This window comes from Desulfosporosinus sp. Sb-LF, assembly GCF_004766055.1.
Classification (GTDB): domain Bacteria; phylum Bacillota; class Desulfitobacteriia; order Desulfitobacteriales; family Desulfitobacteriaceae; genus Desulfosporosinus.
This window is the reverse complement of the sequence record NZ_SPQR01000006.1, coordinates 315393-337508: the sequence shown is the minus strand read 5'-3', so window position 1 is coordinate 337508 and position 22116 is coordinate 315393. Positions and strand designations below refer to the sequence as shown.

At 44.7% G+C, this 22116-nt stretch carries 25 protein-coding genes and 1 pseudogene; all 26 read right to left on the bottom strand.

Annotation, left to right across the window (positions count from 1 at the left end):
* Window positions 1-69: 69 nt before the first annotated feature.
* Window positions 70-1170: pseudogene (locus tag E4K68_RS11575) on the bottom strand (YifB family Mg chelatase-like AAA ATPase); the annotation flags it as partial.
* A 196-nt stretch (window positions 1171-1366) separates the two neighbouring features.
* Window positions 1367-3133 carry an ATP-binding protein gene (locus E4K68_RS11570; RefSeq protein WP_243450345.1) on the bottom strand — a complete coding sequence of 589 codons (1767 nt, stop codon included), beginning with the start codon at window positions 3131-3133 and terminating at the stop codon, window positions 1367-1369.
* Between the two features lie 71 nt (window positions 3134-3204).
* A complete protein-coding gene (locus E4K68_RS11565) occupies window positions 3205-3894 on the bottom strand; it encodes a response regulator transcription factor (RefSeq protein ID WP_135379075.1) in 690 nt (229 codons plus the stop codon).
* Between the two features lie 176 nt (window positions 3895-4070).
* Entirely contained in the window at window positions 4071-4427 is a 357-nt protein-coding gene (locus E4K68_RS11560) for a YraN family protein (protein WP_243450344.1), read from the bottom strand.
* Between the two features lie 279 nt (window positions 4428-4706).
* A complete protein-coding gene (locus E4K68_RS11555) occupies window positions 4707-6152 on the bottom strand; it encodes an NADH-quinone oxidoreductase subunit N (RefSeq protein ID WP_135379073.1) in 1446 nt (481 codons plus the stop codon).
* Window positions 6152-7696 (bottom strand): NADH-quinone oxidoreductase subunit M, encoded by a 1545-nt coding sequence (locus tag E4K68_RS11550; RefSeq protein WP_135379072.1) that lies wholly within the window; start codon window positions 7694-7696, stop codon window positions 6152-6154. Before E4K68_RS11550 ends, E4K68_RS11555 begins: the two co-directional genes overlap by 1 nt.
* A complete protein-coding gene (gene nuoL / locus E4K68_RS11545) occupies window positions 7696-9654 on the bottom strand; it encodes an NADH-quinone oxidoreductase subunit L (protein ID WP_135379071.1) in 1959 nt (652 codons plus the stop codon). Before nuoL ends, E4K68_RS11550 begins: the two co-directional genes overlap by 1 nt.
* Window positions 9655-9675: 21 nt before the next feature.
* On the bottom strand, window positions 9676-10020 hold the full coding sequence (nuoK, locus tag E4K68_RS11540; RefSeq protein ID WP_135379070.1) for an NADH-quinone oxidoreductase subunit NuoK: 345 nt from the start codon (window positions 10018-10020) through the stop codon (window positions 9676-9678).
* Window positions 10017-10520, bottom strand: coding sequence for an NADH-quinone oxidoreductase subunit J (locus tag E4K68_RS11535; RefSeq protein WP_243450343.1), 504 nt, complete (start codon window positions 10518-10520; stop codon window positions 10017-10019). The genes nuoK and E4K68_RS11535 overlap by 4 nt, the downstream gene beginning before the upstream one ends.
* Before the next feature lie 2 nt (window positions 10521-10522).
* Window positions 10523-10924: an NADH-quinone oxidoreductase subunit I gene (locus E4K68_RS11530; protein ID WP_135379069.1), complete on the bottom strand. Its 402-nt coding sequence runs from the start codon at window positions 10922-10924 to the stop codon at window positions 10523-10525.
* A 4-nt stretch (window positions 10925-10928) separates the two neighbouring features.
* The gene (gene nuoH / locus E4K68_RS11525) at window positions 10929-11975 is read right to left on the bottom strand and encodes an NADH-quinone oxidoreductase subunit NuoH (RefSeq protein WP_135379068.1); all 1047 of its coding nucleotides are present in this window, start codon (window positions 11973-11975) and stop codon (window positions 10929-10931) included.
* A 25-nt stretch (window positions 11976-12000) separates the two neighbouring features.
* Window positions 12001-13104, bottom strand: coding sequence for an NADH-quinone oxidoreductase subunit D (locus E4K68_RS11520; protein WP_135379067.1), 1104 nt, complete (start codon window positions 13102-13104; stop codon window positions 12001-12003).
* 10 nt (window positions 13105-13114) lie between these two features.
* Entirely contained in the window at window positions 13115-13603 is a 489-nt protein-coding gene (locus tag E4K68_RS11515; protein ID WP_135379066.1) for an NADH-quinone oxidoreductase subunit C, read from the bottom strand.
* Complete coding sequence (locus tag E4K68_RS11510) at window positions 13593-14114, bottom strand: NADH-quinone oxidoreductase subunit B (protein WP_135379065.1); 522 nt, start codon at window positions 14112-14114, stop codon at window positions 13593-13595. The genes E4K68_RS11515 and E4K68_RS11510 overlap by 11 nt, the downstream gene beginning before the upstream one ends.
* Entirely contained in the window at window positions 14105-14464 is a 360-nt protein-coding gene (locus tag E4K68_RS11505) for an NADH-quinone oxidoreductase subunit A (protein WP_135379064.1), read from the bottom strand. The genes E4K68_RS11510 and E4K68_RS11505 overlap by 10 nt, the downstream gene beginning before the upstream one ends.
* 121 nt (window positions 14465-14585) lie before the next feature.
* Window positions 14586-15368, bottom strand: a complete 783-nt coding sequence (locus E4K68_RS11500; RefSeq protein ID WP_199241748.1) for a ribonuclease HII — start codon at window positions 15366-15368, stop codon at window positions 14586-14588.
* Window positions 15369-15476: 108 nt separating this feature from the next.
* Window positions 15477-16304, bottom strand: a complete 828-nt coding sequence (gene ylqF / locus E4K68_RS11495; protein WP_135379063.1) for a ribosome biogenesis GTPase YlqF — start codon at window positions 16302-16304, stop codon at window positions 15477-15479.
* A 60-nt stretch (window positions 16305-16364) separates the two neighbouring features.
* A complete protein-coding gene (lepB, locus tag E4K68_RS11490) occupies window positions 16365-16877 on the bottom strand; it encodes a signal peptidase I (protein WP_135379062.1) in 513 nt (170 codons plus the stop codon).
* 181 nt (window positions 16878-17058) lie between these two features.
* Entirely contained in the window at window positions 17059-17406 is a 348-nt protein-coding gene (gene rplS / locus E4K68_RS11485) for a 50S ribosomal protein L19 (RefSeq protein ID WP_135379061.1), read from the bottom strand.
* Window positions 17407-17566: 160 nt separating this feature from the next.
* Window positions 17567-18124 carry an RNA methyltransferase gene (locus E4K68_RS11480; RefSeq protein ID WP_135379060.1) on the bottom strand — a complete coding sequence of 186 codons (558 nt, stop codon included), beginning with the start codon at window positions 18122-18124 and terminating at the stop codon, window positions 17567-17569.
* A gap of 72 nt (window positions 18125-18196) precedes the next feature.
* A complete protein-coding gene (trmD, locus tag E4K68_RS11475; protein WP_135379059.1) occupies window positions 18197-19000 on the bottom strand; it encodes a tRNA (guanosine(37)-N1)-methyltransferase TrmD in 804 nt (267 codons plus the stop codon).
* A gap of 10 nt (window positions 19001-19010) precedes the next feature.
* Window positions 19011-19511: a ribosome maturation factor RimM gene (gene rimM, locus E4K68_RS11470; RefSeq protein WP_135379058.1), complete on the bottom strand. Its 501-nt coding sequence runs from the start codon at window positions 19509-19511 to the stop codon at window positions 19011-19013.
* A gap of 64 nt (window positions 19512-19575) precedes the next feature.
* Window positions 19576-19806, bottom strand: coding sequence for a KH domain-containing protein (locus E4K68_RS11465; protein ID WP_135379057.1), 231 nt, complete (start codon window positions 19804-19806; stop codon window positions 19576-19578).
* Between the two features lie 27 nt (window positions 19807-19833).
* Window positions 19834-20100 (bottom strand): 30S ribosomal protein S16, encoded by a 267-nt coding sequence (gene rpsP, locus E4K68_RS11460; protein WP_135379056.1) that lies wholly within the window; start codon window positions 20098-20100, stop codon window positions 19834-19836.
* A 198-nt stretch (window positions 20101-20298) separates the two neighbouring features.
* Window positions 20299-21660 carry a signal recognition particle protein gene (ffh, locus tag E4K68_RS11455; protein WP_135379055.1) on the bottom strand — a complete coding sequence of 454 codons (1362 nt, stop codon included), beginning with the start codon at window positions 21658-21660 and terminating at the stop codon, window positions 20299-20301.
* Window positions 21661-21709: 49 nt separating this feature from the next.
* Window positions 21710-22078: a putative DNA-binding protein gene (locus E4K68_RS11450; protein ID WP_135379054.1), complete on the bottom strand. Its 369-nt coding sequence runs from the start codon at window positions 22076-22078 to the stop codon at window positions 21710-21712.
* Between the last annotated feature and the right edge of the window lie 38 nt (window positions 22079-22116).

Sequence of the window (22116 nt, the reverse complement as noted above, 5' to 3'; positions counted from 1 at the left end):
ATCATGGCAGGACAAGCCTATCCGCATCCGCAACTGTTTCAATTGAGTATACCTTCTCCCAAGTTATAAACCACACGGGCAGGGATTCATGCTGGCGATGACGCTTACATGGGCTGGATAAGTGATACTCCCTGATTGCCTAGTAATTGTCAATTCGCGGTCTTCCAGTGGTTGCCGCAAACATTCTAAAACCTCACGAGTAAACTCAGGAAGCTCGTCCAAGAACAGAACTCCGTGATTAGCGAAGCTTAGTTCACCTGGACGTAGCTCCCGTCCCCCGCCGATCATACCAGCATTAGTTATGGTATGATGAGGGTTTCGAAAAGGACGATGTTGAACCAATAATCCATTGCTATTCAGCAACCCACAAACACTGTAAAGCTGGGTAACCTCTATGCTTTCCTGATCGCTTAAGAGAGGAAGTATTCCTGAATATGCCTTTGCTAGGAGCGTCTTACCCGATCCTGGGGGCCCTACCAAAATGACATTATGCCCCCCAGTTGCAGCAATCTCTAAAGCCCTTTTAGCGTGATTTTGCCCATGGACATCGGCCCAGTCCACCTTGATTCCGTTAAATAAGCTCTTTTGAGGAGTCCGTGGCAAAACATCATCTTCGAAACCAATCTTATTTTCGATCCCTTTCACTATTAGACCGAGAGTTAGTGTACTATGCGTTTCTAACTCAGTCACAAGACGAGCTTCAGCTAAATTATCTGGGGGAACGATCAAACTAAATGTTTCTGTAGCGAGCCCGCCTTCCATCCCTGTTGTTAAGTTTTCTTTATTCAGAGTAATGGCCATGGTAAGTACCCCAGGAACTGGACGAAGGGTCCCCTCCAAAGAAAGTTCGCCGGAAAACACATAATGAGCAAGTGATGGTGAGATGCATTGCCCAGTAGCTGCGAGTATCCCTATCGCAATCGGCAGATCGAGGCCTGAACCTTCTTTGCGCAAGTCCGCAGGAGCTAAGTTCACAGTGACTCGCTGAAGGGGGAACTGGTAGCCAGAGTTTCGTATCGCTGAACGCACGCGATCACGGGCCTCTCTCACAGCTGTAGTTGGCAATCCAACAATATCAAAACTCGGCAGACCATTCGCCACGTCGACTTCCACACGAATTAAGTGAGCTTGTAACCCAAGTACGGTCATGCCATAAACGGCTGCGAACATTCAATCTCCTCCCTTTAAATAGAATGTTCGCGTTAATTCTCTACAATCCTTCCATATTAATCAAAATATGGTTCCTGAGGTTGCAAAAACACGATCTGATTTCTCTATATGATTGGTTTAAATCTTCCTTAACCTGTGCCATTGTGTAGGCGTACAGTGAGTGGAATAATCGGAACAGTAACACCTTCAAAGGTGCCTAACGTGGAAGAGTAATCCAAAAAGTCGTCCCTCTTCCCATATCACTTTCAACTTTCACACGCCCTCCATGGGCTTCCACAATTTGTCGTACAATGGCAAGCCCTAAGCCCATTCCCCCATCCTTTCGCGATCGTGCTTTATTCGCTCTAAAAAATCGATCAAAGATATAGGGTAATGCTTCTTTGGGAATTCCTTCTCCTTCATCTTGGACTGCGAATCGCACCTGATTCTGATCTTCCTCCATAAATACCCTAACAATCTTTCCACAAGGTGTGTGCCCCATTGCATTGTCTAAAAGATTAATAAAGACTTGCAAAAGCCGATCTGGATCTGCAGATAATTCCCCTCGACCTTCAGAAACTTCTAGAATCAAACCTAGCTCCTGCGCTCGACCCTGAAAACGTTGCTCTAGATCACTCAGAAAACTCTTCAGGTCAAGAGTAACACGTTGCATAATTTGTCCTCGTTCAAGCCAATTTATGTCTTGTAAATCCTGAACTAAACGCGCCAAACGTTTGGCTTCATCCAAGACCAGGTCAATATGCTCATCCTGCTGATGTTCCGGTATCACACCATCTTGGATTGCCTCCAAATACCCTTGAATAAGATGTAGAGGAGTTCTAAGTTCGTGCGTAACACTGGCTAAAAACTCACGGCGGGCCTTTTCCGCCCGCAAAGAGGCCGTTACGTCTCTAAGAACTGCAACATTCCCACGGATTCCCTCCGTCTCGGCCATCGGTGCCATTACAACTTGCAACACCTGTATTCCAAGGGTTACTGTTGCAAAGTTTTCGCCTTGAGAAATGTTTTGGCTCATCGAATGGAGAAATTCGACAATTTGGGTTCTTCGTTCCGAAAGTTCAATCTCACCTTCTTGCCACAACGCCTTCGCAGAATCATTGGCATAGAGAATCAGGCCTTCAAAACTCAGCATAACCACCGCATCACTGATACTTTCAACGATACCTTGAAGCAAGTTCTTTTCTTGAGAAAGCCATTCCATGTGGTTTTTCAGGCTTTCTCCCATCGAATTTAAAACCTCGGCCAACTCTCCGATTTCATCTTTGCTTGTTATACCTTGAATGGGCAAAAAGTCGCCTTTAGCCATTCTAGTTGCTCCTCGTTGCATCAAGGCAAGTGGCCTCGTTACTTGTCGAGCAAAAATAAGGCTAACCACTGTGGCCAAGAAAACCGCAATCAAGGAGGCATAGAGAATAAGTCGACGAAACGTTGCGATACTTTCTTGAATAGGAACCGGAGAGCTCCCTAGAAGCACAACACCCTGAACGGGTTTAATTCCGACTGGCGTAGCAGCAATAAGCATCGCCTGCCCGCCACCATTAACGGGTAAAGCTTTAATCGAAATAGTTTTACCAGAAAGGACCGTTTCCAAGTACTCATCGGTAAAGAAGTCCGAGGGCCGTAGATTTCGTGACCATCCTCCCAGTACGCCTAAATGCCCGCCTACCCCGACTCCTAAGCCCTGTGATGATATTGAAGTTGTTCCCGAAATTACTAATATATTCCCTTTTGGATCAAGTAAAACTAATTGCGTGCCCGAGGTTAGCTTCAACGTTTCTAGCAGATTTAACCGTTCACTCCAACTATAGACTGTTGCCAATTGCTCTGATATTTCAGTCGCCTCTTTCCGAAGTGAATCCAACTTTTGTTGAAGATAAAAATCCCCGAAAAGCCAGGTGATCGTAAGCCCTAACCCCCCAAGTACGACAAGAATAAGGAGGGTCAAGGCAATCCATAGTTTCATAGAGATTGTCCATGCATGACGCATTTTCACTGAACTAACACCATCTTTACTATTTAAGATTCTTCATCTCGTCAATGAACATGGTCAGGATCAAATTTATAGCCTACACCCCATACAGTGACCAACATTCCCTTAATATCCGGGTCGGCTAATTTCTCTCGCAACTTTTTGACATGGGTGTCGACCGTTCTAGCATCCCCATAAAAGTCATAACCCCAAACTGTTTCCATCAGCTGTTCGCGTGAGAAAACCCTACCTCGATTCCTTGCCAAAAAATAAAGCAAATCAAACTCCAAAGGGGTTAAGCTAATAACCTGATTCCCAATACTTACACGATGTCTTTCTTTATCGATACATAGCAACCCAGCCGTTATCTCAGAGGAAACTTGCTGAAGTTGACCGGTTGATCGACGTAAGAGTGCTTTTACACGTGCTACTAATTCCTTGGTACTAAATGGCTTCACCAGATAATCGTCAGCACCCAGTTCAAGACCTAGTACACGGTCAAATTCCTCTCCCCTCGCAGTTAACATGATAATGGGAATCCCAGAACTTGCACGGATCTCACGGCAAACGCGCCAACCATCGACATCCGGCATCATAAGATCGACTATTAAGAGGGAAAACTGACCTGTGCGGAATTTTTCCAGAGCCACACGACCATCTTCTGCCTCCTCAACATCGAACCCTTCTCGCTCTAAGTATAACCTTACCAAACTTCTTATTTTTTCTTCATCATCAACCACTAAAATTGTATTCAATTAGCATACACTCCTTTGGGATAAGCATCGCCCCGACGACTTTAACAGTAACTTGAAGCCCTTAACTATAACCTATAACTTATAACTTATAACCTATAACTATAACTATAACTATAACTATAGTTTACCATCCAAACGTGAAAATTGTGTGATCAAACTTATATTGTAATGTTAATTCATATAGCCGCTTGAATCCATACAGAATCGGGGTTATCACTAATCCAACGTATAGCAATAACATCAAATCTCAAGCTAGGCCAGTTCGTATACCCCTGTTGCAACACGTAATAGGACGCGATGTCTCGTAAGCGTTTCGCCTTTTGTTGTGTGATACTTTCCTCGCCCCAGCCTCTAAACGAAGATCTTCGTGTGCGTACCTCAATGAAAACTAGTGTTTCTCCATCACGGGCAATAATATCCATCTCCCCTTTTGGACATCGATAATTAAGATTAACGGTGCTCAAGCCGGAATTTATGATCAAGCGAGCTGCAAATTGCTCTCCGGATTTTCCGAGGGACTGTTTATTCTTCAAAATGTTAACCCCCTCTTTCTTAAAACGATATCCCTTTTCAGACTTTATAGACATTTAAAGGTTTGAGATATCCTAGTTCATATAGTTAAAAACATTAGACAGCTTATATCTCGTCTCCTAATTACACTACCCTAATACCATATGATAGACCACTTTCAAGCCTCAAGTATGCTCGTTTAATATATAATATTACAAAAAAGGTTCTCAGTAAAACTGAGAACCTCTTTTAGTATATCGACATTTGTTCTATTCAATATCCCATAGACAACCTGATGAAGGTTATCTGATTAAACTCTGCGCTGCAGCGATTGCCATTTGAGCTAGAGGAGAGGGATAAATCCCGATTGCTAGCGTAATTAACATCGAGAAGACCAGCGTAAACTTCATCGCTCCATGAACCGGAACGTCTGGCAATTTTTCGCCATCTCCGAGGTACATCACCTTAACGACCGAGAGATAATAGTACACGGACACCATACTCATCACAAACCCAATATAGGCAATGGCTGTGTATCCTTGGTCCATGACTGCAGAGAAGAGATAGAACTTCCCTACGAACCCAGCCATTGGGGGAATCCCCGCTAGAGATAGTAAGGATGCCGTCATAACAACCGCTGCCAAAGGAGAGCGGCGAGCTAAACCCGCAAAATCAGCAATCTTGTCACTGCCTTGCTTCTCAGATACGTGAGTTGCAACCGCAAACGCACCCATATTAGCGAAAACATAAATCATGGCATAGAATACGACCCCTTTGACCCCTGCCACTGATTCAGCAATAATACCCACCATTAGGTAGCCTGCTTGCGCAATGCTTGAATACGCTAATAACCGTTTAATGTTCGTTTGAGGTATCGCAATTAAATTACCCAATATCATGGTCAGAGATGCCAGAACAACTAACAACGTTAGTCCAGTGCCTGAAAAGGCCTGGCTGTTCATAGTTAACAGATAGACTCTGATCAAAACAGCAAAGGCAGCCGCTTTTGAGGCAATGGCCAAGAACGCCGTAACAGGCGTAGGCGCGCCTTCATAAATATCCGGTGCCCAAAGATGAAACGGAACAAGGGAGATTTTGAATCCTAACCCTGCAAGAAGAAAAACTGTCGCCAAGAAGGATGCAGGAGATAGGTTGGCCCCTAACCCACTTGCAATTTCTGTGAGCTGAGTAGAGCCAGTGAGTCCATAGATAAGGCTGATCCCGTAGAGCAAAATGGCTGATGAAGTGGCACCAAGAACAAGGTACTTAATCCCGGCTTCTGAGGAACGTGCATCATCCGCCAAATAAGCAACAAGGACATAGAAGGAAATCGTCATCAATTCGAGACCAACGTACATCGTAATAAGTTCGCCAGCCCCTGCCATGACCATCATTCCCAAAGTCGCCGCCAAAATTAAAGAATAGAACTCACCACGATGATTAGGTAACTTTTGAATATACCCACCCGAAGAGAGTACAACCAGAAGCGCAGCCGCCAGGAATAGTATTTTGAAATAGACTGCGAATTGATCGTGCATGTACATTCCATTAAGGAATGATGCCTTAGGACCCTTAAAGAAATCAAAGAGCGTATAACTGAGAACACCTAATAGCGAGAAAACAGTGAGCGGCATCATGCCTTTTCGCGCGCTAGGTGGAATCAGAAGTCCAATGGCCAACAGAATCAATGCCAGTGCGGCCAAGGCAATTTCAGGCGTAAGCACTGTCGCAATATTGAAATCTACCATTAGAACAACCCTCCAATCTTCGCCTGACTCACAGTCTCAAGTACCTTGGCAAGACCCGATGAGGTAACCCCACTATCAATCAAGCCAAATAAAATGTTAGGGAATACCCCTAAAAGAAAGATCACGAACACACATACGACCAAAGGAACTAATTCTGCCCCACGAATGTCTTTTAGATGGTCCCATTCAGGACGACGTGGTCCGAACAGAACGTTAGCAATCATCCGTAAGATGTAAACTGCTGTAAAGATAATCCCGAAAATTCCTAGCATAGCGAGTACAGGGAAAACATGGATTGTACCCATAAAGATAGTGAACTCGGAAATAAAATTGACTGTACTTGGCAAGCCCAGAGAAGCCATACCCGCAATCAAAAGGCCAATGGCTAAGCGTGGCACTTGATGGGCTAGTCCTCCCAAATCGGCGATATTACGCGTATGAGTTTTCTCGTAGATAAATCCGATCATCGAGAAGATGAGAGCGGACATGACTCCGTGTGCAAACATCATAGCGATAGCACCTGTCATAGCGGTTGGGTTCAGGGCCGCCAGGGCAATCAGTACATACCCCATGTGGCTAACTGATGAATAACCGATAACGTATTTGAGATCCTTTTGAGCCAAGGCGATAAAGGCTGCATAAAGTACGTTGCAAATTGCCAAGACTGCGATGAGCGGAGCCCAGAACTTTGCTCCGAGCGGAAGAACCATAACTCCCAAGCGGATTAATCCATAGCCCCCAATTTTCTTTAAAACTCCGGCATGAATCATACTAACGGCCGTCGGAGCTCCAGCATAACCATCAGGAGACCAGGAGTGAAAGGGAAACATGGATATGAGAGAACCAAAACCAAAGAGCATTAAGCCAAAGGCGACTTTTTGGAAAGCAGGACTGTAGAGGTCTTGCCTAGCAGCTAATTGATCAAACATGAAGGTCGGATTGCCATTTTTGCCTGCGGCCAAGTATAAGGCGATCAGGCCGACGAGCAGGAAGGCGGATCCTATAAGCAAGTAAATGGTCAATTTCATACCGGCGTATTCCTTGGTGACTCGTTTCGAACTTCCCCAGATGATGACCATGATGTAGATTGGAATAACCACAATCTCATAGAAGAGGAAGAAGATGAACAGATCACGTGCGATAAACGTTCCCATGACCCCAGTGATTAGAATAAGCAGTAAAACAAAGAATTCTTTGACACGCTTATCCATATTCCAAGATGCATAGATGGAAGAGAAACCAATTATATTCGTCAGTAGAAGCATGGGTAAACTGATTCCGTCAACACCGAAGGCCATACTAACACCGAGATCAGGTATCCAGGGAATCGTTAAGGTAAACTGCATTCCACCCAACGCACGGTCATAGGCAAAGAAAGCATAAAGTGAGAGGGCCATAGAGGCAAAAGTACCTATGGCTGCAATGATTTTGATCGTCTTACTTTCTTCTTTAGGCAAGAATACAATCATTAACATAGCCAATACTGGTGCTAGCAGAATGCCGGGTAGAAGGAGTGATGAGCTCACTGTTGGCAGTGCAGACATTATTTCACACCTCCTAGCGTTGCTAAGGGGTTAAGAGCTGTCAATTGACCTTCCCCAAATGCAAAGACCATGAATATGACGACAACTGCGAAAAAGAACACCATTGCGTACGTTTGTAGTTGTCCTGTACTAGTTCGGCGAAGTGTTTTAGCACTACCGCGCGTGATTAAAGCGATTCCATTGATGATCCCGTCTATGATATAAATGTCAAACCAGTATAGGACTTTTGCTAGACCGCCCATAACGTAATGAATAATCCACAAATATAACTCGTCGACGTAGTATTTGTTTTGGAGTACTTTGTAAACCACTGGGAAGCGGGCCACAATATTCTCTGCAGCAATGGACTTCTTAATATAGATGATATAAGCGAGCCCAATACCGAGAAGTCCCGCAGTGACGGAAATTGCAGCTAAGCCCCAGTCAATAGCTTCTCTTTCGAACTCATGTCCACTCGGAAGATAATGGACAAAGAAAGCGAAGTTATGTTCCGGTAAAGCAACCCATCCACCAATAAGACTGAAGAAGGCGAGAATCATGAGCGGAATTGTCATACTCCAAGGCGATTCATGAGTATGGTTTTCTGGCTTTTCAGGTCCACAAAACGTTACAAAGAACAAACGGCTCATGTAGAATGCTGTTAAGAAAGCCGTAAACAGACCCACTCCATAAATCACTGGATGTCCGTTGTGCAGGGCATTAGCTAAAATCTCGTCTTTCGAGAAGAACCCTGCAAACGGTGGGACTCCGGAGATAGCCAGAATTCCGATAAAAAATGTCGTACCTGTTATTGGCATCTTTTTCCAAAGTCCACCCATTTCCCAAATATCTTGTTTATGATGCATAGCTAAAATCACAGAACCAGCGCCTAAGAACATTAAGGCTTTAAAGAACGCATGGGTCATTAAGTGAAACATGGCTCCCGAGTACGAACCCACACCAAGCGCAAACATCATATAGCCAAGTTGGCTTAAGGTGGAATACGCCAAAATGCGTTTAATGTCATCTTGCGCGATCGCAATGGACGCCGCAAAGATAGCTGTGAAAGCGCCTATGTTGGCAATAAACTGTAAGGCTGACGGATCGGCATGATCAAAAAGAAAATACATCCGTGCTACTAGGTAAACCCCGGCAACAACCATGGTTGCTGCGTGAATCAGAGCACTAACTGGCGTCGGGCCCTCCATTGCGTCTGGTAACCAAACGTGAAGGGGAAACTGTCCTGACTTGCCCACGGGTCCCATAAAGATGAGGAACGCCATGACTGTCACATACGATGCAGTCCCGATAAGTGCCACATCTTGGAAATTCGTGTTAAGTGCTACGGAGAGTGCAGCGAAATCAAGCGTTCCGAATTTGGTATAGAGGAAAAGTATCCCTAGAAGTAAGCCAAAGTCTCCGACACGTGTCGTCATAAAAGCCTTTTTAGCTGCTTCACGCGCAGATACTTTAAAGTACCAAAAACCAATCAGCAAGTAAGAGCATAGTCCAACTAATTCCCAGAAGATAAAGAGTTGCAACAAATTGGTGGCGAGCACCATGCCCAACATGGATGCTGCAAACAGAGACTGGTACGCATAGTAACGCGAAAAACCCTCGTCCCCGTGCATATATCCTAAAGAATAGATCTGTACCATCGATGCTACCAAGGTAACTACAAACAACATCATAGTACTCAGGGGATCGACGATCGTTCCAAAATCGATCTTTAAGCCCCCAATATTAAGCCAATTCACGTTTACGATTGCAGGATGTTCCACAAGTTCTGCACCCGACTGAATAAGTCCTGAAGCAATAGCAACAGCTAAGCCCAACGCGGTGAGAATCGCCAGGATCGATACTGTAGAAGACAGCCCTTTGGATCGTTTCGTGACAAAGGCGATGAGTAGAAACGACAGGAAGGGCAAAGCAGGAATTAACCATGCCCATCGAAAGAGATCATGCATTTCCTTGAACACCTACCTTCTCCATAGTCTCTCTTACCACTTCAACCAATTAAATTCGTCCACGTTGGTGGACTGACGGTTACGATAAATCGTAATAACCAAAGCAAGTCCAACGGCCACTTCAGCTGCCGCAACAACAATGACGAAAAGTGCAGCCACATGCCCAGTCAGAACATAGTGGATGTCAATCTTTTGGTTCCAAATAAAGCGATTGAAAGCAACAAAATTAATATTAACGGCATTAAGCATAAGCTCAATGGACATGAGTACAGCAATAATATTTCGTTTTGAAAATACACCATAAAGCCCCAGACTAAAGAGCATTGCACCCACTAAAAGATACGTAGAAAGCCCCACACTTAAATTACTTAAATTCATTTGCTCTCTTTCACTCCCTTCGCCAAGATCACAGCTCCGGCTAAGGCAACGGTAAGTAAAACAGCTGCTACTTCAAAGGGTATCATAAATTGAGTCAATAAAAGTAGCGACATATCTGCAGCCGAGCCACCGCTAGTCCACGCTGTTGGTAAAATGCGCCAATCTGAATTTGTGAGAATGACGAGCGCTATCATGATAAACACAAGTCCAGAAACAAGTGCACCCCAACCCCACTTACGATTCTCAAGATTGCTGTCACAGATTTCACCACGTAACGTCAACATCACCGCAAAAACTACCATAATTGATACGGCTCCCGTGTAGATCAGCAACTGAACTGCCGCCAAAAAGTCTGCATTCATCAAGACATAAAGCACTGCTACACCTGAAAAGGAAAGTGCCAGATAAAGCGCACTATGCACAATGTTTTTCGAAGTGACGACACCCCACGCAGCTGCAATGGCCATGATAGAAAAGATAAAGAAAACTATAGTGCTCACGCTCACCCCTCCTTCCCTTTCCGCTCAGCCCGCTTTATCATGTCCCATTTCATATCTCCTGGTTCATATACAGCATTTTCGTATTCCTGTGTCACTGTCAAAGCCTTGGTCGGACAAACCTCAGTGCACATGCCGCAGAAGAGGCAACGACCAACGTCCATGTGATAAGTCTTAAGAACTTTTTTGTTATTTTCATCTTTTTCGCTGCTCAATTTAATAACCGAGTTAGGACAAGCCATCGCACACATATTGCAAGAGATGCACTTACTCTTATCAAGACCCATGGAACTGCGCACTCTGGTCGGAAGATTGGGTTTCACCTCGGGGTAAAACTCCGTGATATTGGGACCAACCATGCGTTTGAATGTAATACCAAGACCTTGTAACAAACCTTTACCAAACACTGTGTCACCCCCCCATCACGAATCGGTAAATATAGATACCCAGACCCGTTAACAAAATGTTTAAAAGCGAAAGCGGTAACAATACCTTCCACGCTAAATGCATTAAATGATCAATACGAATTCTAGGGAAAGTCCAGCGAGCCCACATCATAAAGAAAATGACTATACCGACTTTCATCCAAAACCATACCCAGCCTGGGAAAAAGCCCGGCCCCTGCCAGCCACCCAAAAACACGGTTGCGGCGAGTGCAGATACAGCTGTCATATTTCCGTATTCTCCTAGGAAAAACAATCCCCAGCGGAGCCCAGTGTACTCTGTAAACGGTCCGGCAACGACTTCCTGATCTGCTTCAACCAGGTCAAACGGTGCACGGTTGACTTCTGCCATAGCCGCAATAATGTAAATCACAAATGCAATAGGTTGAAGAATAATAAAAGGAATAGTACTTTGTGCTTCAACAATGACTCCTAAATTAAACGATTGAGTGATCATGACAACCCCAAGTAAAGAGAAGAGCAAAGGGATTTCGTAACTGATCATTTGGGCAACTGCCCGCATACCACCCAATAAAGAGTATTTATTATTGGATCCCCATCCAGCCATTAGGAAAGCCAAAGTTGAAATAGCGGAGATAGCCAAAAAGTAGAAAATACCTAAATCGAGATCAATGGGTGCCATGCCTTTTCCATAAGGAATGACTGCTAAAGTCATCATCGGGAGAACGAAAATAATCATTGGCGCAACTTTAAAGATAAACCTATCAGCGCCTTCTGGAGTAATATCCTCTTTCCCCATGAGTTTTAATGCATCTGCTATAGTCTGGAACCATCCGCGCGGACCGAGACGATTGGGCCCTGTCCTTTGTGATGTCCAACCTGCTATTTTACGTTCAAGTAAAATTAAAATTAATGCAGCCAAGACAACAATGACAACCACGATGATAAAGTTAATGACATCCATGGTTAAATTAGCCCAAACTGAGTGGGGATCCGCAAAAAGACTACGGATGGCATGCGCAATAATCAAAAACAGATTATTTAATGTCTCCATCTTATTCTCCCCTCATTGCAATTTACTACTTATCGACTTCACCCAATACAGCGTCCAAAGTTGCAAAAATCGCAACAACGTCTTGGATTTTCCATCCCAAGGCCACAATTGGGAGCATCTGTATATTAATGAATGTGCCCGGCCGTATACGGACCCGGGACGGTTTAGTCGTTCCATCACTGACGATATAGAATCCCAGTTCCCCTTTAGGGTTTTCTACGCGATGATATACCTCTCCAACCGGAGGTTTGATAACCTTAGGCACCTTGGCCATAATTGGTCCTTCAGGAATATCACGTATAGCTTGCTTAATGATCTTAATACTTTCCACAATCTCGTCCATTCGTATCATCGTACGGTCAAAGCTGTCACACCCCGTGCGAACCGGTACGTTAAAGTCAAATCGGTCGTAAATGCTGTAGGGTTCTGCTTTACGCACGTCAAAATTCACGCCGGACGCCCGTAAAACCGGACCGGTAATAGAGAGATTCTCCGCGAGTTCCTTTGATAGGATACCGATATTCTTCAATCGGCCTTGTGCTATTTCGTTCCCTAAAAAGATACCATAGTATTCTTCGAGCATCTCAGGTGTATCATCGAGGAACGATTTTAGGGCAGGCCAAAATTCTGCAGGTGGCTCTGCGCTTAATCCCCCTATGCGCATGATATTAACTGTCAATCGGCTTCCTGCGGTCATTTCATACATATCTAAGATGCGCTCACGGTCGCGGAAAGCATATGACCATGCCGACCACCCCGCCATATCGAGTGCTGTACTTGCAATCATAACCTGGTGGCTGGCAATTCGAGCAAGTTCTCCGAAAATCACTCGAAGATATTCCGCCCGTTCGGGAATTTCTACTCCCATAAGTTTCTCAACAGTTTGGACATAAGCCCAGTTGTTATGTGGAGAAGCTAGGTAATCCAAACGATCTGTATACGGAATAAACTGTGAATAGGTTCGGCTTTCCGCAAGCTTTTCCATCCCTCGATGGAGATATCCTAATTTGGGTTCGATCTTTGTAACTGTTTCACCCTCCAGATGGACCACCATGCGAAACACGCCGTGCATACTCGGGTGTTGGGGGCCCATGTTCAAAACGAGTTCTTGTGTTTTTTCAATAGTCATGTTTCTCCCCCTATTCCCCGTCTATGCGCTGCCGCATGATATTACGTTCCTCGATGGGCTCAGTCACATAGTCCTTGCGCAACGGATATCCTTCAAAATCATCCCACATATAAATCCGTTTGAGATTAGGATGTCCTTTGAATTTTATTCCGAACATATCGTAGGCCTCGCGTTCCAGAAAATTAGCGCCTTGCCAAATCCGGGTCACGGAATCGATCACTGGGTTTTCCCGTTCTACTATTGCCTTTACGCGTAGACACTGTGGTCCACGGAGACTTGACAATTGATAGACCACTTCTAGATGATCGACGAGGTCTAATCCACACAGATCGTGCAAAAAGTCACATGGGGCATCTGGGAAGCTTTTAGCCCCTGTTAGAGTTTCGACTATATAAGGAGCTTTAACTTTCAAAATAAGAGCCCCTAAACTCTCTTCTACCTCTCCATTAACCCGGGATGCAAGTTCCTCCACATGTTGTCTTAATTGTTTATTTTCCATGTTTCATTAACCTCACCTTAGCAGGATTGGAAACCTTATATTGAAGTTGTAAGAGCCCATATAGCAATGATTCCGGTCTTGGAGGACAGCCAGGGATATAAACATCCACTGGAACAATCTTATCTACTCCAGCCATCATAGCATAGGAATCTACAAAGGGCCCCCCTGCGTTTGCACAACTACCCATAGCGATAACCCATTTTGGTTCAGGCATTTGGTCATATATACGACGTAGCAGAGGTGCCATCTTACGAGTACAGGTTCCTGCCACAATCATTACATCCGCTTGGCGAGGTGAAGCACGAAAAACCTCCCAGCCAAATCGGGAAATGTCATAACGAGGTCCACCCGTAGCCATCATTTCAATGGCGCAACAAGCTAGGCCAAACGTAACTGGCCAGAAGGAATGCCCGCGAGCCCAGTTGAGAAGTTTATCGATATTGGTCACCAGAACATTTTTTTGCATTAACGCCTCGTCTTCGCGAAGCTGCTTTTCTAGGGTTACATCCACTCTAAAGCACCTTCTTTCCAAGCATACCAGAAACCGACCAAGAGAATGACAATAAAAATGAACATTTCCAAGAAAGCAAATGTTCCCAGCTTTTGGAATGTTAAAGCCCATGGGTACAAGAAAACTGTTTCAACATCAAAAGCAGTAAATACTAAGGCGTACATAAAATAATTGCTCTTAAAACCGAGCCACGTTCGTCCAATTGTCTCATTACCACACTCATAAGTTGTCAGTTTCTCTTTGTGTGGTTTGTTAGGTGCTAACAACTTTGGCACTATCATCATAATGATCGATACCGCTATTGCACCTACAAGAAAAATACCTACAGCAGCAAAATTATTGTCAGACATCCTCTTAACCTCCCTTCATAAAAAAGTTTTGATACCACATTCCATGCCAAGCTTATTGTCCCACACTCATTGCGTATGGTCAATAAATTTAGCTTCCAAATAACACCACCTGCCCTTCTTTTTAACTAGCAGACGCCTGTTGTTTCACTGGAGCAAAACTTTTTCGATGAAGAGGACATGGTCCTAAACGCCTCAAAACTTGCATGTGTTCGCTTGTGCCATACCCTTTGTTTTTAGAAAAGGTATATTCTGGATAAAGTGTATGGAGTTCAACCATTAAGCGGTCACGTGTCACTTTTGCCAAGATCGAGGCTGCTGCGATTGTGGCACTTAAATGGTCTCCTCCTATCAGCGCAAGCTGCGGGAGATGAACATCTGGGAGTTTTAGTGCATCAATCAATAAGTAATGGGGACGAACTTTCAACCCTTCGATTGCACGCTTCATGGCTAATTTAGTAGCCTCTAAAATATTCAGGGCGTCAATCTCAGCGGGTTCAGCGCTCCCAATAGCATAATCGATAGCCTGTGCTTGTATTTGAGTGTAAAGTTTTTCCCGCTTACTCTCTGTCAGCATTTTCGAATCATTTAGACCAGCTAAATCAAACTTTGCTGGCAGAATACATGCCGCAGCCACAACTGGCCCAGCCAGCGGCCCTCGCCCCGCTTCATCAATTCCCGCCAACAACAGGAATCCTTGTTCCCATAATTTTTTTTCTTCCACAAGCAGTTGCTGAATACGGGCTTGTTCTACAGCTTGTGCTTGCTGATACTTAACAAGACGCACGGCTAGACGCCGAACTCCTTGACGCGGGTCGTTCTGACATGCGCTAAGCATTCGAGGGGAAGGATCTTTATATAGTGCTTCTTCAACTTCCCGAACATTCATGTGGGATAACGGTTCCACACTTTCTCCTCTTCTCTCCCATATTCTCACTTCGACATATAACGTAGATTTCCTTCATACCGCCTATAATATTCAATCATACAAAGATTTAATTGACTAGTAAAACCATCAAATTACATGATCCATGGTTATTGGACCAAGTTGTCCCATACGAAGTTCTCTCAGGAAAACCTGAGCAGCTTTTTGCGTATCTACACGCCCGCCATGAATCAGGCATCCCCGTTTTCGTCCCAAACTTTCCAAAGTGACCTCCAAGTCTGACGTCTGATAGCGGACTAAGGCATTCGGCGAATACTGCTTTAACCAATCAATGATCCAGGTCGATAATTCCTCAATATCAAAAACCTCATCTTTTACAGCTCCGAGTGCAGCCAGCTTTCGCCCGACATCAAGTTCTTCAAATTTGGGCCACAACATTCCCGGGGTGTCTAGCAGTTCGACCCGTTCATGTATTCGTACCCACTGATTTCCACGGGTAACTCCTGGTTTATTCCCGACTTTCGCCTGAGCTCCGCCTGTCAACTGATTAATTAAAGATGATTTACCAATATTAGGAATTCCCACAATCATGACTTTGATCATCTGTTGGCGAATACCTTTTTCCGCTTGCCTTGCTTGTTTGGCAAAAACCATTCGTTCTAATTCGGGCACTATTTGTTTGACCCCAAGCCCTGTTGTCGCACTAACTGCATAAACAAGACCAGATACTCTTAAATGAGCAAGCCATTTGGCCGTCCAAGAAGGATCCGCCAAATCCGCTTTATTTAGAAGTAACAATCTCGGTTTTTTTCCAAGCAGTTTATCGAGCATTGGATTACGACTACTGACTGGGATTCGGGCATCGGCAAGTTCCATGACAACATCAACCCATTCAATTTGTTCGGTTAATAGACGTCTCGCTTTAGCCATATGCCCCGGAAACCATTGAATACTCATGAATATCCCTCTTCATTCTTATAAAAAGAATCCAAATCTCTAAGATTTACACACAGCTTGTTAAAAGATCCTAAAACGCCGAAAAGGATAGTATACCATCCAAGCTTTCCCCAATAGGTAGGTTTTAGGTAGAAGTCCCCATTCTCGCGAATCTTCGCTCTCGCGACGGTTATCACCTAAGACGAACACCTTTCCGACTGGAACAAGTTCTGGACCATATGGAGGGTAATCCCCCTGTTTAACGTAGGGTTCCTTAATAACATTTCCATTTACAAAGACTTGATTGTCCCGAAGCTCCACTGTTTCGTTTTCCGCAGCAATAACCCGTTTAACGAAGGTTCGCTTTGTATCCTTCGGAAAAGCAAACACCACGACATCCCCTCGAGTAGGAGCCCACAAGCGATAGGCAAGGCGATTGACTAGAATACGATCCCCTGGCGCCATACCGGGTTCCATGGAAGGGGATGGAATCAGATATGGTTGCAATACTCCCCAACGTAAAATTCCACCGATTATCAAAACCGCGCCGACAATACCCAAAATCCATGTTGTTTTTGATCTCTGATGTTCCATTGTCACGTACGCCCTCCTCTTGCACTTCTTTCTAGTATGAGCAAGAATCGCTGGAGCATACACTCAAGAACAAGATATACAGAACTTCATCTAAAAACATATGTGAAATGTCAGATAGCCTTTCTGAAGCGTAGGCTTTAGAAAAAAAAAAGAGCCAGATTGCTCTAGCCCCTTTTTCACCTTAGACAGTGCGACGATCGCGAATCCGCGCCGCCTTACCAGAAAGCGAACGCAAATAGTAAAGCTTAGCCCGGCGAACCACACCTCTGCGAGCCACCTCGATCTTTTCCAAGCGAGGAGAGTGCAAAGGGAAAGTTCGTTCTACCCCGACGCCAGCGAAGACACGACGAACCGTAAAAGTCTCTCTGATGCCGCCACCTTTCATTGCGATGACTAGCCCTTCAAAAACCTGAATACGTTCACGGGTTCCCTCAACAATGCGCACATGTACACGTACTGTATCACCTGGACGGAAGTGAGGAAGATCCTTTTTCATTTGTTCTTCTTCAATCATGCGAATATAATCCATTATAAAATCCCCCCTTCCTTGTCGAGAATGTTCATACACTGATTTACAGCGAGCGGACCATCCCTTATCAGACCTATTTATATTATCACAACCCTTTTGGTTATGCAACAAACTTCGATCAAACCACGCTCAAATTGTTAATAGCAATACAATTTTTCACTTAATGTCCCCGCAGGCGATCTAAAATAATTGAAACCGCGGAACGCACCGATAAATGATTATAATCTGTGGGTCCATAAATGGGCTCGAGGATTCGATCCATAGTTTCAACATCTTCTTTGAGTAATCCCCAGCCTGTCCCAAATAAAAGCAGGATTGGAATATCCGTGGTTTCTATGTCCTGGCGTAGCTGGGTATAGGTGACTGTATTAGTATATTTTCGAGCATCAGTCGCCACTTTAATAGGGGCTATCCCGTGCTCAGCTTCGATTTCTGCATAAACTTCGTCTAAATTCTCTGCGATCCTTACCCTCGAAAACGCTTCTTGACGATCAGGATTATACTCCGCCCCATAACCCTCTTGCCAAAAACCCATAATACGTTTAGCCAATTGGCGCTGGGCTTCAGCGGGATGTACCACATAATAGCGTTTTATACCATAAGTTGTTGAGCAGCGCGCAATATCATGAAGATCTAGGTTTGTGATCGAAGTTGCGACCGTCTCCATGTTCTTATTGTACACAGGGGCATGAATTAATGCCAGGTAGATGTCTGCCATGGAGATTCCTCCTAACTCACTTCCTAACCTCAGATCCCCTCTGAGGTTAGTTTCAAATTAATCAATTTGAATTTATCTTGTTGAAGTCCGACGACGTCGTTTAGGCTGCGGAAAGAGATGTTCCCACTTAGCTCGCCACTGTGCAATCTCACAATGTTCGAGGCAGAGTTCTTCTAAAAGGGGATAATCAGCGGCTTCAAAAGTGACCTTTTCAATCATATCTGGGCGACGTAAAAAGGTGCGCCTTAGAGATTCCTTTCTCCGCCAACGCTTGATCATAGCGTGATGCCCAGACAACAAAACCTCAGGAACCTGTTTTTCCTCAAAATTAGCGGGACGTGTATACTGTGGATATTCTAAGAGCCCTATACTATGCGAATCTTCCTCCGCAGAAGAGCCCTCTCCAAGGACACCAGGAATAAGCCTTGCTACGGCATCAATCATGACCATAGCGGCTAGTTCTCCGCCTGTTAATACATAATCCCCAAGAGAGGCTTCTTCATCGGCTAGCTCTCGAATCCGCTCGTCAAACCCCTCATAATGCCCACATATAAAAACCAATTCACTTTGAGCCGACCATTGTTGGGCCTTCTCTTGACGAAAAACTTGGCCCTGTGGCGACATGAGAATAACCTTCCGTCCAGCACACGGCTGGGGCAAATCCCTTAACGCGGCAAAGATCGGCTCGGGCTTTAATAGCATGCCAGCACCCCCTCCATAGGGAACGTCGTCCACGTTTTTATGCTTGCTCGTCGCATAGTCTCGAAAATTCACAAGGCGAATCTGGAGCAATCCAACTTCTTGTGCGCGTTTCAGAATGCTTTCTTGAAGAGGCGCAAACATTTCTGGAAATAACGTTAAAACAGTAATTTGCATCTCCTCTAGTTCACCCTTCCAACAACCCTGGGGGAAGTATGACATCCATACGTCGCCCTTGGACATCGACATGCTGGACAACACTTTTGAGAGCTGGGACGCATAGTTCACCTTTAGGCCCCTTGACTAAATAGACATCATTCGCTCCAGTTTCTAAGACTTGAGACAATGTGCCTAATAAGACATCCCCCTCATAAACCTGCATTCCTTCGAGTTCGAAATAATACCACCCCTCTTTAAGAGGAGGAACTTCTGAGCGGTCAATGCGGACTTCCCACCCTCGGTACTTTTCTGCCTGATCTATGGTATCTATTCCTTCAACCCTCAGGAGAACTAAATCCATTTGCACGCGAGCCGAAATAATCTTGAAGTGTTGATCAATTTTCCCACGCCGCAAGAAGACTTCCTGAAGTTTCAGAAACCGCTCAGGGTCTGTTGTTAAGGGATAAATCTTCAGCTCCCCTTCATACCCATGCGGACGCAACACTTCTCCAATCAACACTTCATCCATACTCTTTGCCCCTTTCAAGCAGATAGTTGAAAACGTTGAGAAGGGCTTTAAGCCCTTCTCAACGTCATTGATCAATGTCCATATGAACTCGGCGTCCATCTTTGACGGCAGCCGCTTTAACCAGCGTACGAATAGCGTTCGCGATCTTCCCTTGTTTCCCAATAACTTTCCCCATGTCTTCAGGTGCAACAGTCAATTGCAGATGAACACTTCTATCTGTCTCAGACTGGGCAACGATAACTTGGTCTGAATGATCCACCAACGCTTTCGCGAGGATTTCTACAAGCTCCTTCACAGGAACCACACCCCCCACACACTACACTTAGTTCTTGGACTCGTGGAATTTGGTTAAGACACCAGCTTGACGCAACAGAGACTTAGCAGTATCTGAAGGCTGCGCTCCCGTTGAGAGCCATTTTAAAGCCTTTTCCTCGTCAACCTTCAAAACCTCAGGGCTTTTCGTCGGATCATAATATCCGATTTGCTCAATAAAACGTCCATCACGAGGAGCCTTAGCATCCGCAATAACCATACGGTAAAAAGGATTCTTTTTCGCTCCCATGCGACACATTCTAATTTTAGTAGACATGTTTTCACCTCCTCATAAGGATACTCGTAGAATATCATTCTTAACCATCTATAAACAACGCCATATAAATAAAAGCGTGTCCATCAAAATAAGCAGGCTCCGTTCAAGCGACCAACACCCCGCTCCCCAAAGCCGGAAGCTTAAACGGTTAGTTTGCTCTGCGTTGTAAGCACCGAGCGTTATGTCACGCTAGTCCCTCTAAAGCGACGGAAAACGAAATCCAGGTTTTTTTCCCTTTTTCCCTTTTTTGCCGCCCCCGAACATCCCCATACCGCCTGGATTGGCAAATTGCTTCATCATCTTCTGCATTTGCTCAAACTGCTTCAAAAGTCGTCCGACTTCTTGAACCGATGTGCCACTGCCTTTAGCAATCCGTTTTTTACGAGAGTCTTTGATAACCGTCGGTTTCCGACGTTCTTCTGTCGTCATCGACCGTATAATGGCTTCAACATGCGCCGTGTCTTTTTCATCAATTTCTACATCTTTTAATTGTTTACCTACGCCGGGAATCATTTCAAGAATCGAAGAAAGAGGACCCATCTTTTTCATCTGTTGCATTTGATCCAGGAAATCATCGAGCGTGAATTCCTGTTTACGCAACTTCTGTTCCATTTCTTTCGCTGTTTTCTCATCAAATGACTCCTGCGCTCTCTCAATTAAGGTCAGAACATCGCCCATACCTAAAATTCGAGAGGCCATTCTATCTGGATGAAAAGGTTCTAACGCATCCATTTTTTCGCCTGTCCCGGCAAATTTAATAGTACAGCCTGTCACAGCTTTAATAGAAAGTGCAGCCCCACCACGAGTATCACCATCCAGCTTGGTAAGGATGACGCCATCAAGACCTAATTCTTTGTGGAAAGATTCCGCAACATTGACAGCATCCTGACCCGTCATTGCGTCAACGACTAACAAAATCTCGTGGGGTTTGACGGCAGCCTTAATATTTCGAAGCTCGCCCATCAGTTCTTCGTTAATATGCAAGCGTCCAGCTGTATCAATAATGACCACATCTTGGCCATTCGAATTGGCATGTTTAATGCTTTCCTCGGCAATCTTGACCGGAGAATCTTGCCCCATAGAAAAAACTGGCACTTTCAACTGTTCCCCTAAAACCTGCAATTGTTTAATTGCAGCAGGACGATATATATCACACGCTACTAAAAGGGGATGTTTACCCTGCTTTTTGAGCATATTTGCCAATTTCGCTGCATGAGTAGTTTTTCCTGCTCCTTGAAGACCTAATAGCAAGATCACAGTTGGCGGTTTTGGAGCAATGAGAATTTTGCCTGAAACTGCGCCCATAAGGTCAATCATTTCTTCGTGCACAATCTTAATGACGTGTTGTGCAGGAGAAAGAGATTCTAAGACTTCTTGTCCGATCGAACGTTCCTTAACCTTGGCCACAAAGTCTTTGACCACTTTGAAGTTAACATCTGCCTCCAATAACGCCACACGCACCTCGCGCATCGCTTCGTTGACATCCGCTTCCTTTAGTTTGCCTTTTCCTTTGAGCCGTTTAAATGTTTCTTGAAGTTTGTCGCTTAATCCTTGGAACATGCCTGTCCCCGCTTTCGCTTTGATTTTAACTCAAGCTTTAGCTTATCTTTTAAACAGCCAAAATATTAATATACACTTCATCGATCATGGCACGTATTTGCATATGCCTTTCCCATGCTGTTCGATTCGCAAAATCCTGCTCGTCCAACCTCTCTAACAAGGTTGTTACCTTCAGCAGTTTCTCGCGTTCCGTCCAGAACCTCTGAACAAGCCCCAATTTATCCTCGTATTCTGCCAAGATCCGTTCTGTGCGTTTGAGCAAATCGTGAATAGCCTGACGGCTGATATGTTCCACCTCGGCGATTTCTGCTAAGGATAGATCCTGTTGATAATGAAGATCCCAAACATTTCGTTGCTTATCCGTAAGAAGCGGACCATAAAAATCCACTAAGAGAGCCATTTTGGTGAGTTTCTCCATAAAAACCCCCTGTAAAGTATTTTTACTTTACAACCGAA